General features: G+C 39.5%; 11 protein-coding genes. 6 read left to right on the plus strand and 5 right to left on the minus strand.

What is annotated here, in order from left to right:
* Positions 1-118: 118 nt before the first annotated feature.
* The 4 genes from BV902_RS07145 to BV902_RS07160 form a co-directional block, all read right to left on the minus strand.
* Positions 119-700 (minus strand): NAD(P)H-dependent oxidoreductase, encoded by a 582-nt coding sequence (locus BV902_RS07145; protein WP_075991340.1) that lies wholly within the window; start codon positions 698-700, stop codon positions 119-121.
* 58 nt (positions 701-758) lie between these two features.
* Positions 759-1325: a Crp/Fnr family transcriptional regulator gene (locus BV902_RS07150; protein WP_075994658.1), complete on the minus strand. Its 567-nt coding sequence runs from the start codon at positions 1323-1325 to the stop codon at positions 759-761.
* 113 nt (positions 1326-1438) lie between these two features.
* The gene (locus BV902_RS07155) at positions 1439-1906 is read right to left on the minus strand and encodes a cupin domain-containing protein (RefSeq protein WP_075991341.1); all 468 of its coding nucleotides are present in this window, start codon (positions 1904-1906) and stop codon (positions 1439-1441) included.
* Positions 1903-2895, minus strand: coding sequence for a quinone oxidoreductase family protein (locus tag BV902_RS07160; protein WP_075991342.1), 993 nt, complete (start codon positions 2893-2895; stop codon positions 1903-1905). Before BV902_RS07160 ends, BV902_RS07155 begins: the two co-directional genes overlap by 4 nt.
* 158 nt (positions 2896-3053) lie before the next feature.
* Here BV902_RS07160 and BV902_RS07165 point away from each other — a divergent pair, with 158 nt between their 5' ends.
* On the plus strand, positions 3054-3440 hold the full coding sequence (locus BV902_RS07165; RefSeq protein ID WP_075994659.1) for a winged helix-turn-helix transcriptional regulator: 387 nt from the start codon (positions 3054-3056) through the stop codon (positions 3438-3440).
* 4 nt (positions 3441-3444) lie between these two features.
* Here BV902_RS07165 and BV902_RS07170 read toward each other — a convergent pair whose 3' ends face one another.
* A complete protein-coding gene (locus BV902_RS07170; protein ID WP_075991343.1) occupies positions 3445-3918 on the minus strand; it encodes a DinB family protein in 474 nt (157 codons plus the stop codon).
* A 194-nt stretch (positions 3919-4112) separates the two neighbouring features.
* Between BV902_RS07170 and BV902_RS07175 the strand changes: the two genes are divergently transcribed.
* The 5 genes from BV902_RS07175 (at position 4113) to BV902_RS07195 (ending at position 12533) form a co-directional block, all read left to right on the plus strand.
* Entirely contained in the window at positions 4113-4733 is a 621-nt protein-coding gene (locus BV902_RS07175) for an RNA polymerase sigma factor (protein ID WP_075991344.1), read from the plus strand.
* A gap of 60 nt (positions 4734-4793) precedes the next feature.
* Complete coding sequence (locus tag BV902_RS07180; RefSeq protein ID WP_075991345.1) at positions 4794-5993, plus strand: FecR domain-containing protein; 1200 nt, start codon at positions 4794-4796, stop codon at positions 5991-5993.
* A 132-nt stretch (positions 5994-6125) separates the two neighbouring features.
* Positions 6126-9590: a carboxypeptidase-like regulatory domain-containing protein gene (locus BV902_RS07185; protein WP_075991346.1), complete on the plus strand. Its 3465-nt coding sequence runs from the start codon at positions 6126-6128 to the stop codon at positions 9588-9590.
* Between the two features lie 4 nt (positions 9591-9594).
* Entirely contained in the window at positions 9595-11328 is a 1734-nt protein-coding gene (locus BV902_RS07190; protein WP_083663503.1) for a DUF4397 domain-containing protein, read from the plus strand.
* Positions 11328-12533 carry a hypothetical protein gene (locus BV902_RS07195; RefSeq protein ID WP_075991347.1) on the plus strand — a complete coding sequence of 402 codons (1206 nt, stop codon included), beginning with the start codon at positions 11328-11330 and terminating at the stop codon, positions 12531-12533. Before BV902_RS07190 ends, BV902_RS07195 begins: the two co-directional genes overlap by 1 nt.
* Positions 12534-12542 lie beyond the last annotated feature (9 nt).

Consider the following 12542-nt stretch of genomic DNA (forward strand, 5'->3'; position numbering starts at 1 on the left):
CGTTTGTCTTGAATTTATGGTCAAAGCTAGGGCTTGCAAAGCGGAGGACAATTGCCATTTGGCAAAAAGTGCTCCTCATTATCATTTGGCCAGCAGCATTACTGAATTTGAATTGCGCTTAAGCTTGTTTGTGTCCCAACTGTTGTATTTTTTGTAGCCATTTATTTCGTTTAATAGGATCGGAAGTTTTGATAATTCCGATATAGGTGACTTTAACCGGCGATATTCCACAAAATTGAAGGATGGATCTTTTTAGTTGATTAACACTTGGTCTGCCGTAAACTAATGCATAATACCAACTTGGTTGATCGAGGGTTGTAATAATTCGGGCAGATTTTCCTTTTAGCAATTTGTCCCAAAAAAGAGAATTTTCGCGGTATTGAAAGGCCCGTCCAGGTAAAAATAATCTATCGATAAAGCCCTTCATCAAGGCAGGAAGACCGCCCCACCAAACGGGATGTATCCAGACCAAATGATCGGCCCATAAGATGTCCTCCCAGGCAAGAAGTAGGTCCTGCTCAAGTTCTGTCCGTTTACGATAACCAAATTCAAGGTTTGGATTGAAGTCCAGGTCAATAATATGGATTGTTCGTACTGTAGCTCCGGACGCTACCGCAGCTTCTTGATAAGCATTTGCAATGCCAAAATTGAAGGATTCCCGATTCGGGTGACCATTGATAATCAGTATTTTTTTCTGCATGATGTCGTATTACATCACAAAAGTAGCGATAGAACCACCGTCTTTATAGGACAAATGTCTAAAAAGAAATTTCGCTGCGAATACGACTTAAATGACGTTGTGTAATGCCCAAATAGGATGCAAGATATTGTAAAGGAAGTTGTTGGATAAACTCAGGATGATCTTTGAGTAAATTGGCATAACGTTGTGATGCGGTTTCTTTTTGCAATTGAAAGACGCGCTTTTCAAGCTCAAGATATTGTTCCTCGGCAATCATTTTAAGGTACTTTGTCCATTTTAGGCTATTTATAGCGAGTGTATCAATGGTGTTTTTTTTGATCGTCCATAGTTCGGCAGGGGTGATGGCCTGCATGGTCTCCGTACTCGGCCCGCCTGTAATAAAGGAGGAGTAGGCCGCTATCCAAGTATTGGGAAAGCGGAAACAATAGGTAATATCTTCCTTGTTTGCACTGCTATAATAAGAACGGAAGATCCCTGATTGTATAAAAGCAACCTCATGACAAGGTTGATTCTCTTTAACAAAAAAGTCGTTTTTGTTCAGCTTTCTGTATTCAAAAAGCTGAACAATTTGATTGATCTCTTCTTCCTCGAACAGATGCAAAGACCGAAAATATGCTGCTATCATGAAGTCCAAACTTAGAAAAATTGCGGTGTTCATGCAAAATAAATTCGATGTGATTCAATCGACGCTATGTTTAGTTTGCCGATTGAGCAATAGGTAGATTTTTAATTCGCGTTTTAATTCCCATCGATTAGAATTGCCAATTGCAGGCACATTTGATCGGAACGATTGCTCCATGCATGATTCGTGCCACGCTGGATGACAATATCGCCGGCCTGTAAAAGCGTTTCTTCTGTGTCTGTAATCAAGTAAATCTCCCCTGAAAGAATAACGATGTAATCTAAACTTGCTGTCTGATGCATGAGGGGATGAGAGGTGCCAATCGCTGTTTCTATACCAAGGTCCCGATCAGGTGGGATCTGTACATAGCGGAAGTACGTGCCATTTTTGATGACTTGGGGTATAGCAGTGTTTTCTATGGGATGCTCTTTCTCAAACTTGGCCGGCATTTGACTGGTTTGCCAGATATCGGAAATAACGAGATTGGGATAGTGCTCCGATACATTATCGACCAATGCATCCGCTTCGATAAAGGATTTGCCGGCACGTATGCCTGTCACGATTCGTCTAGGTATAGTTCTCATTGATTTTGTATAATTAATTTATTGCCTTGAGTCTGGTTGTTTTTCAACATTAGATGCCCTTTTTCTATTGTTTCGGGGCTCAGTTTACCAATAAGATAAATAGGGGCGGATTGAATAATTTCTTGCTCAATATTGTGTCTGATCCGATCCAGCCCATTTTTGAAATAGGTATAATTTAGTTTTTGCGCGTGGATAAAGTTGGATATATTGATGATCTGTGCGGCCGAACTAAATAGTTGGTCTCTTGCTGCCGTGGTCGTAAAATGTGTGATGTCGATATAAGTTCCATAGGGTTTTAGTACTGCGGCGGCAACTTCCGAGAGATGCTGACCCACCGCATCGATAGCGACATCAATACCCTGCTGATTACTTCTACGCTTGATTATTTCGGTCAAATTCTCTTTTCGATAATTGATGATGCTGTCTTTTTGCAGTCCTAGTTGGTGTAATTTTTCAATACTGCTTATACTTCCTGCAGTTGCCACGATATTTTTAATGCCGTTAGCCAGGAGTAATTTTAATACAAAAAGACCCACGCCTCCAGACGCGCCGGTTAGGAAAATATGGTCTTGCGGATTAATTGTTGCTCTGTCGAAAACCTGTAATGCGGTGATGCCAGCGGTAGGAAGTGCTGCTGCTTGCTCAAAAGAAATATTTTTTGGTTTAGGGGCAACGAGGCCGGCTGGTAAATGAATGTATGCTGCATAGGTCCCGTTGCTGCCCATGCTACCACAGGCAAAAAACACTTCATCTCCAATTGCATATTCACTTACTTCTGAACCTTTATCTGTAATAATTCCTGCCCCTTCTCTACCAAGTATGGGGGAATATAAATAACGTCGTTCAAATTCATTTTCACGCATTTGGTAGTCTATGGGATTGATTGCGGAAGCTATTATTTTAATTTTCACCTCGTTGGGCTTCAATGGAGGAAGGTCAACGTTGGCATTTATTAAATGATTGTCTTGATCTAATATAACGGCGTTCATAACTCTATCTATTTTAAGGGATGAAAAATCAAATTGAAAATAATTTACACTGCATCCATAGATTTTACATCTTATATAGTTGTTATGACAAATCTACCTTTCCTTTGCTATATATTTGTTGGTAGTTAACAAGTGGTAACTAGTTGTTAGAAATCAATATGGGACAAGTTTTTGACGGAAATCAAATGCGGGAGGCGAGTTGTACAGAAGAATTGCGCGCTATGCGTGACGCGCTGGATATTTTGGGTGGAAAATGGAAATTGATGATATTACGTTATTTGGCTAATCGGGAGTTGCAGGAAATCCATTTCAAAAAAATGGAACGGGAGATTCAGGGAATTTCTGCAAAAGTGTTGACAAAAGAACTTCGAGACCTTGAATTAAACTTGTTAGTCGCCCGCCAGCCAAGTGAAGACCCCGTAAAAGTGTTTTATAAAATTACGGCCTATGGTAAAAGTGTGTTCCCCGTCACCGAATCTTTGGTCAGTTGGGGTTTGGAATACCGAGAGAAAGTGAAACAGGAACTCGCTGTACTAGCGAAATAACAATTTATTCCGATTGACGAATTACCTTTTTGATCAGTGAAATCTGACCAAGGTGATAATAGCTATGTTCGATTACAGCTTCGATATTTCTGAGGTAAGATCCATACTTTTTATCAATAAATGGCTGGTCGAAGAGGTTTTCTTCAAATTGGGCAATGCTGTTGGCAAATGTGGCTGCGTTTTTTAGGAATCGATCTACGAGTGTATCCCAGTCTGCTTTGGATCGGATAGGCGGGATATCAAAGCTATACTTATCGCTGATTTCCAATTTTCCGTGTTTAAATGCCATCAGTAACCCCTCGAGGTAATAATTGATATGATAGGTTAGGGCAGCGATGGAATTCAGATCATTTATTTTGATTATGGCTTGTTTCCAGGTCGTGTTCAATAGTTGTTCCTGATAGTTGGTGTTGGCAATCCAACGTCCATTCAAAAAAACTTCGCGAAGTCTGTCTGCAAGAAATATACGTCTTTCCATTTTGTGTTAAAATTTTCCAATGATTAGTTTTTTCCTGCCTTTTTGCCATTATTTACCCGTTATAGCTATAGGAAGAATTAGTATTGATTTTCTAATTCCAATTTACATACAATTTTCCTATTCTTCATCTTTGGTTAATCTCTTGTTAATAAGACTTTCCTTTTTTTGTATAAAGTCATTGTTACCAAGATATCATGTTTGCACTAACCGGAAAAGATCTAAGAAATATTTGGGACCAATTTGTGGCAGAGGAGTGTGAAGAATCATTTTATACGTTATATAAACATTATTACCACTATCTCTCTTATTTGGGGCTAAAAAAGAAAATGTCGGTACAGCGTGTTCAGGATAGCGTGAATGATGTGTTTCTACATCTATGGGAGAAAAAGTCTAGCAATCGTCAGATACGTAATCATCATAATTATATTATTACGGTTTTCTTTCAAAAACTTTTCCGCAAGGAATCACTGAAGCTGACAGATTTGGATTTTGTGGAAGAAATCCATGATCCGTCAATCCATCACTCTGTTGAAGACCAACATATCCGTGCGGTAACAACAAATACAGTAACACAGTTGGTTGCAGAGCATATGGAGCAATTAGGGACAAAACAACGATTGGTGATTTACCAACGATTTTTTTTGGATCTTTCTTATCAGGAAATCGCTGATGCCAATCAGGTTTCGATCCATACGATCTATAATACCATCTATAAATCACTAGAAAAAATAAAAAATAATCTTTCTAGTGAACAAGAAATCTTCCTTAAAGTTGCCGTAGGGCTACTTTCTTCATTTTTGTTGATTTTTTCTTAAAAACGAGTAGTGAAAAAATGACCCTGTCCACTCTATTGTATAAATTACGATTAGAGTAGTATGAACGAACTTAATTTGCAAGCGTTATTATTGGACGAATCTTTTGTGAACTATTGTAAGGGAACCAATAAAGAGGATATCGAAAAATGGGAAAAATGGTTACAAAAATATCCTGAACATAAAGCGTCCATAGCGGAGTTGCAGGAAACCATTGTGGCAATGGGGCATTATGCGGGCGAACTATCCGTTCAAACGAACTACGAGCGTTTGCAGTCTCAAATAAAAAAGCACGCTAACCAGCGCAGCTTTATAGAAATTGGTACGGCTGTCTGGTTAAAAATTGCGGCGCTCCTAGTCGTTGTTGGCGCTATCTCACTGTTTCTATTTAAACAACAGCTTGCTGAAGAACAGCCAAAAAATGTACAGCATATTGGTGTTCCGGGAAAGGATGATGCCGTATTAACACTAAAAGATGGCTCCGTTGTTTCCTTAGCTGATATAAAGAATGGAAGTGTTGTTGCACTTCAGGGCGGGGTAGAAATTCAAAAGAACAACGCTGGTGAATTGGTGTATAAGGCTGTTGAAAAGGAGCGGATCGCCAGTACAGCAATGAATAAAATTGCGACGAATAAGGGAAATCAATATCAAATTATATTGCCAGATGGATCGAAAGCTTTTCTCAATGCAAATTCAACCCTGACATATCCTTTGAAATTTAGTGAAAACGAACGGCATGTCCATATGACCGGAGAGGTTTATTTTGAAATTACAAAAATTGAGACGGGAATGGGAGGGGGAAAACGAATTCCCTTTTACGTGGAGACAGCAAATCAAAAAATAGAAGTTCTTGGTACGCATTTCAATGTCAACGCATATGATGACGAACCTTATACAACAACAACTTTATTGGAGGGAAGTGTACGCGTTAGTTCGAAAAAAAGAAATGAATCGGTGCTCTTAAAACCAGGGCAGCGGGCCTTGTTAAATGAAGCCCTTCGTGTAGAAAATGTGGATATTTCTCAGGAAGTAGCTTGGATAAATGGTGACTTTGTTTTTAAAGGAGAGGAGTTAGTAAGTCTGCTGCGTAAAGTTTCAAGGTGGTACAACGTGGATGTAATATGTCCTGAACGACTTGAAAAGCTGAAATTTGATGGTATGGTATCGCGTTCTCAACCGCTATCTACCATTATTGATATGTTGCAAACAACAGGAAAAGTAAAATTAACGCTAAATGGAAGGAGGCTTATTGTGATAGATTGACCTATCTAATTTTTACGATAAGCCGGATAAAAAACAACCAAAGGTGCTGGTAACACCTTTGGTCAATGTGTTAAGCTTATCGATCATGTTGCGATTCAATGATCATCAAATAATATTAACAACAACAAATATATGAGTTTTTATCAATGCATGCGTGTTATGAAAATCACCATGGTATTTTTAACTTGTTTGTTGGTGAAAGTCAGTGCGTTTACTTACGGTCAACGTATTACACTTAACAAACAAAATAGTCATATCCCAGCTATATTAAAAGAAATAAGGCAGCAGAGCGGTTATGACTTTTTTTACGATAATGGGCTCTTTAATCGAGCAAAACCCGTTAATGTCAATCTAAACAATGCAACTGTTGAAGAAGCATTGAATATATGTTTTGCAGGACAACCGTTCGGTTATGTTGTGAAAAATAAACTGGTTGTTGTTACGGCGCTTCGGACTGCACTGGAAAAGCCCGCCGATGTATTGCAGCAGCGATTGGCTGGTCGAGTCATTGATCAACAGACAAAAAGGACATTGGCCAGTGTTTCAATCCGTGTTAAAGGGACATCTGGAGGAACGAATTCTGATGCAAATGGAAACTTTTCGCTATCGATTTCTAAAATTCCTACTGTTCTCGTTCTTTCCTATCTGGGCTATCAGACCAAGGAAATTGAAATTAATGATGTGAAGGAAAACCTTGTCATTGGGTTGAACCCTCTTGCTACAGCATTGGAAGAGGTAACCGTTCAGGCAAGGCGTAAAATGAACACTGAAACGGCCGTGCTGGAAGAACGTAAACGCGCTTCTATTGTACAGGATGCTATTTCGGCCGAATTGATTGAGCGTACGGCCAGTATCACGACTACACAGGCATTACAACGCGTTACTGGTGTTACGGTGACTGATGATAAATATGTTGCGATAAGAGGGCTAGGTGATCGATCTGTGATCGGTCAGTTGAACGGCGTAAGATTGGCTTCATCTGATCCCGACCGTAGTGCCATCCCATTGGATCTCGTTCCGGCTTCCTTATTGGATAATATTACCGTTTATAAAACAGTAACACCAGATAAACCTGCCGATGCTGCTTCGGGTATCGTTGAGCTCAAAACGAAATCTGTACCTGAGAAAATGACATTTGAGCTTATCGCTCAAACCGGGCTCAATTCGAACATTGGTTTGGGAGGAAATTACAACAGCTTTTGGAACAGTGAGATGGGATTATTGGGAACAAGAATCAATAAAAAAGACCTTTCCTCGGATTTTCTAAATCTTGCAACGCAATATCCCAATGGATTAAGTTCTATCCAGGATATGATCGCCAATAGCAACTATAGTCCTTCAGGATACCAAGAAGTAAACCGGGTTAATACGATTATGAAAGGGTTTGATCCCGTTATGACGACTCGATACCGCCGTGCGCCCATGAACCAACTTTACTCGGCAACATTCGGTAATAGTTATGATGTTTTTGGAAAACACAAACTGGGACTTGTCGTCGGAGGAAATTATTATAGAAGAACCGCTGATATTTATCAGGGCGAACTGACCCAGTATAGCATCTATCAAGGGGTAGTGACTGGTAACCCTGATATTTTTAGTTTTAGGAATATCCCTAATTATATTACACCGAATAGTCTTTTTATGGGGAAGTATCAAACTTATCGTGAAAATACAGGAACCGAAACACTAAACTATGGTACACTTGTAGGGGTCACCTACCGCTTTAATCCACAGCATGAGGTCAGTATGCAATATTTGGGAAGCTGGGGAGGAGAGTCTATCGCAACAAATTTGAATGGGCGCTATGAGTATTCGGGCTTGCCTGGCGAAGTCAGAAGTACTATTCATTCGCTTAAACAGACTTTCCGTAATCTGAATACCTTTAACCTACAGGGCGAACATAAATTTTTGAAAAATGAGCTCTCGCCTCGTTTAAGTTATAATGTTGCAACGTCAAAGTCCACGCAGAATGACCCGGATTTTAGATTTGCAAGTCTTGTAGACTACAAACCTCGGGGTGGAGGATGGTATCGACGTCCCATTATAGGTGAGCAGGCTCATTTTGATGACTATGTATATGCTGAACATCTCTATGCACTTACATCGGGCTATGTAAACGGATTTGGAAATTATGGCATTATTCAAGCTGAACCTAATGGTCGGAGATGGCGGAATTTGAACGAAGATAATTTTAATGCAAAAGCTGATCTGAGTTTTCCTTTCAGGCTATTGGGTGAAAAGCAGTTGTTTAAAACGGGGTTCAATTATTTATTTAGGGATCGTAAATTTACAGAAAACCAGCTGTTTCTGCCAGGTTCAAATTTTACGGGCAATAAGGCCATTCCTTTGTATGACGTCCAAGGCAATTTAGACCGTTTGGTAAGCAATGAAATTGTAGGTGTTGTATTACCAAAAGCGGGACAGGGTGAAGGTATGATGCCAGTAGGTGGATTTCTATACAATAGCCAAAAATCGCCAAATAACTACAAGGGTTATTTTGAAACCAATGCATTATATGGTATGCTGGATCTCAAGATTGCTGAACGATTCCGCATGGCTGGAGGAGTTCGGTTTGAGATGACAAATATTGGTTCGGCAGTGGATACTGCTAATGTATTTTTAGACCCTGCACTGACCGCAACATCTCCAGATGGTACACGCATTCCACTGGATCCGATTAATCCCAATTCTGTCTATAAAACAAAATATAAACCATTCTATTCTGTCAATGCAACCTATACGTTGAATGACAACATGAATTTTCGTGGGGCCTTCAACACGACCCTGGCTAGACCTGAATTGCGTGAGATTACCAATGTATTTGAATTTGATGCCTTTCAAATGGGCTTAGTGGTTGGTAATCCCAATTTGAAAAACCAATATACCCAAAATGCGGATTTTCGTTGGGAATGGTTTCCTGCTAAAGGAGAGGTTATTGCCGTGTCGGCTTTTGGAAAGCGTATAGAAAATCAATTGGTTAAGGTATTTAATCTAAAAACCCAAGGATTAGCTGCTACTTATCCGGAATTTCCAACCATCCAATTTCAGAATGACGGTAATATTGGTAAGGTATGGGGATTGGAATTTGAAGTTGTCAAGAATTTGGGAACCTTATATGATCCTTTAAAAAACTTGTTTTTGGGTACCAATCTTTTATTGGCACAAAGTGAAATTAAAAAATCTGAGGAGCGTTATGAAGCAAATCGTTCACTGGATAGATATACGCCAAAAAATAGTCCGTTGTTTGAACAGGCTCCTTATTCGATTAATGCTTGGTTAAACTATGATAACGACAAATCAGGGACCGATCTCACAGTGACCTTTAATATGGTTGGGGAACGCTTAGTCCAAATTAATCTGACAGGGGAACCGGATCTGTATACACAGCCCGTGCCTTACCTTGATTTTGTTTTTTCCCAAAAGCTCAATAAACGGATCTTGTTTAAAGGCTATGCCAAAAATATAATGAATCCCGCTATTAAAACTGTTTATGCAAATCCGCAAACCGGAGGAAAGTGGTATGGAAATGAGTATATCAACAGAAGTTATAAGCGTGGGGCAGAAATTATGATCGGTTTTACCTATAACTTATTTTAATCTAATGAAAATCAGTATGTTTAAACGTGTGGGGTGTCGGTTTTTTGGTGTTACAGCGTTATGTTTTTTATCCTTTGTTTCTTGTAAAAAGGAAAAACTGGATGTGATTAATGACAATCGTCCTGTAACTGAAAACCGGCCTAATTCAAATACTAGAATTGTTAATCTATCTGACTTCAATCAGGTTATTGCTAATGGCGACAGCTTGACAAGTTTTGTTGTGTTGCATCCGTTAAATCCGGGGAATCATAAATATCCTGGAACGTCATATTTCCCAACAGACGGACGTTTGACAAAGACATGGACAGTTCCACAAGATCTTTTTGATCAGAAAGAAGAGGCAGACCTTACGTTTGCAGCTCGCTTTTATCAGGGTTTTGGTTTGAACCATGATTTTAAAGTCAAGGTTGACAATAGTTATGAGCAACCTAAGGATTATTTTTTGCTTCCTTCCTTAATCATGAATGGTCAACCTGAAGTTGTTGCATTAACGCGGGCTATGACTAGTCCCAGTAAGCCGGACCATTTTAAGATTCGGATTGTTAACCTAGCTGGAGCGATCAAAAACCCTTCCAATGGCATGGGCGGTGCACAGGAGAATCTCGTTGGTGCAATATCGTTAGCTTATGCTGATGGTACTTTGGTTGATCAAAAAACGAATGATATTTCTGTCGCACGTCGCAATTCAGACTATATTGAACTGCCCTATGGGACCTATCAGTTTAAAATATTGCTAGCAGATGGTAGACCCCTTCCTTCTTTGGGCTCAGGGCGGTTTGAGTATGGGCTCATTGATTTACCGACTTCCACCATTCCAAAAGATTATGCAAAGTCTACTAATTTTGCTTATGCTCCGATTCAGGATTTCCAACCTGGTGGTGTTTATACGATCGTAGTCACCCCGCAGCGATTTAGTTATTTCTCAAATGAAATGAACGAAACAGCTGAGGCCTATCAAAATTCGTTTCAGATTATCACAGACATTGCAGCGCAGGTTAATCAAAGTTACTTGAGGATACAAGGTGTAAATGCATATAAGGATCAATCGATAGGGTTTAGGGTCGATGGAAAGGTTATTGCCAGCGGTATCGGATTTGGAAAAGGAAGCAATTATAGTGTGTTTACCCAGAAGCAATATGATATAGAGGCTATAGATGCAACTGGAAACGTACTGGCGACAATAAAACAGGAATTGCGGAGCAATCAAAATTATACGTTATGGCTCTATCCTGACCTAAATGGAAAGGCTCAGTTGCTTCTCATTTCCAATGATCTGAGTGGTACACTCCCTTTACCGGCTGAAGACGATGGGACATACAGTCGGCTAGCTTTTAAATTCTTCTTCTTTAATCGCTTTTTAAATCTATCGACAAGCAATCCTTATATCACCTTTACACTGCCTAACGGACAGCCTTTCGGGAACAGCGGCAATGTAAATCTGCAACCTGGGATCCCTTCGATTAATATGCCTTATACCAATGTAAATATGATGACGAATCCCTATGCAATAATGGCGTATCGTTCTAAACCAGATGTAATACCGGGTGTCTGGGCCGACGATATTGACGTATTGCAATCGACGGAGTTTATAGCAAATAAATCGCTGTATACAATCATTGGAAGGCCTCTACCAGCATTTGAGCCAGGAATTTATACTGTAGCGTTGATTGGAAAAAGTGGTTCGGGATCGTCCGATAAAGAAAAAGCGCGAATGATCATTATCAAACATAATAAATAATGAAAAAGCAAAATATATCAAATCGTATTTGGCTAGTGGCCATTTTCATACTATCGCTTGCTTCCTGTACGAAAATTGAATATACACAGATTGCCGAGCCGGCTTATCTACGTGTTTTTAATAATGTCAATTACGTACAGACTATGGGTAGCAAGGATGATAAAGTACCCTATTTCTGCATGCTTATCAATCCGAAAATAGGATCTGATGGAAAATTTACAGGAGCTGAAATTATAGGTGATTTCTTGGATAAAAGAGATCCTTATGCTCCCCCATATCCTTCGCACATCGGGAACAGTACAGACCCAAGCAATCCCGAATATCCAGGAAAGGAAAATGTTCTAGTCGGTCCTATTTTAAACGGATTTGACTTAAGTAGCTGGGCTCAGGTACCCTCAGGCGAGATAAGGGTCGTATTTGCGTATCGTCCAAAAAATACGGTACCCTTCTTTGAATTGGAAGATCGTTTGAAAAATGACATTCTGATCGATACGGTGATCAATCTTCAAAGCAAAGAAGTTTATACACTCCATCTTTTGCAAAGGGATTTTATAAAGAAGGATCATGGAATCTTATTGAGACATGAAAATTTCTATAAGCTTCCATTATCAGATTCATTGGTGTACGTAAACTTTTACAATATGAGTGCAAAAGGGTTCTGGGAAGCTGATGCAAGCTTAAAAGATGATGATTATCGGTTGAAAAGCTTCAAAAATGGCGTCAAAGATGAAATGAATGTGTTTTTGTCACTTTATGAAAGTCAGGAAGAGCTTAGCCATTATGCTGCGAAAGTAAATGGTTACCAAGGGCGTTTTTTGACAACCATTAAACGTAATACAAGTTCAAATGAAGTGAATGCATATGCAAGTTTTCCGTTATGGGCGAGTAGTAAATCCAACGGTATCCGCACAGCTATTTGGCAACGATTTGACTTTTTTACACTTGGAATGGATCCCGTCACGAATCCATTTTATGATAGTGATACAAATACAGGTAGCAACTGGGCTGTACTTAATTGTCTCCTGAACGGAAAAGTAGGATTGACCAGTAATGAAAACGGAACACTGCTTCCAAATTTGTTGGTCAATGTACATTCGGGAAAGGATAATCCACGCACTTTCGCAACGGTCAATACGATCGAAATTGTCAATGGTCGCGTCTACCTAACTACCATACAACGAAAATATGCTCCACCTATTTACTAAAATTAGCAG

This window comes from Sphingobacterium sp. B29, assembly GCF_001952815.1.
Lineage (GTDB): Bacteria > Bacteroidota > Bacteroidia > Sphingobacteriales > Sphingobacteriaceae > Sphingobacterium > Sphingobacterium siyangense.

Excerpts from the sequence above, each read along its gene's own strand:
- BV902_RS07145 (WP_075991340.1), bottom strand. The coding sequence starts at position 700 with ATGCAGAAAAAAATACTGATTATCAATGGTCACCCGAATCGGGAATCC.
- BV902_RS07150 (WP_075994658.1), bottom strand. The coding sequence starts at position 1,325 with ATGATAGCAGCATATTTTCGGTCTTTGCATCTGTTCGAGGAAGAAGAG.
- BV902_RS07155 (WP_075991341.1), bottom strand. The coding sequence starts at position 1,906 with ATGAGAACTATACCTAGACGAATCGTGACAGGCATACGTGCCGGCAAA.
- BV902_RS07160 (WP_075991342.1), bottom strand. The coding sequence starts at position 2,895 with ATGAACGCCGTTATATTAGATCAAGACAATCATTTAATAAATGCCAAC.
- BV902_RS07165 (WP_075994659.1), top strand. The coding sequence starts at position 3,054 with ATGGGACAAGTTTTTGACGGAAATCAAATGCGGGAGGCGAGTTGTACA.
- BV902_RS07170 (WP_075991343.1), bottom strand. The coding sequence starts at position 3,918 with ATGGAAAGACGTATATTTCTTGCAGACAGACTTCGCGAAGTTTTTTTG.
- BV902_RS07175 (WP_075991344.1), top strand. The coding sequence starts at position 4,113 with ATGTTTGCACTAACCGGAAAAGATCTAAGAAATATTTGGGACCAATTT.
- BV902_RS07180 (WP_075991345.1), top strand. The coding sequence starts at position 4,794 with ATGAACGAACTTAATTTGCAAGCGTTATTATTGGACGAATCTTTTGTG.
- BV902_RS07185 (WP_075991346.1), top strand. The coding sequence starts at position 6,126 with ATGAGTTTTTATCAATGCATGCGTGTTATGAAAATCACCATGGTATTT.
- BV902_RS07190 (WP_083663503.1), top strand. The coding sequence starts at position 9,595 with ATGAAAATCAGTATGTTTAAACGTGTGGGGTGTCGGTTTTTTGGTGTT.
- BV902_RS07195 (WP_075991347.1), top strand. The coding sequence starts at position 11,328 with ATGAAAAAGCAAAATATATCAAATCGTATTTGGCTAGTGGCCATTTTC.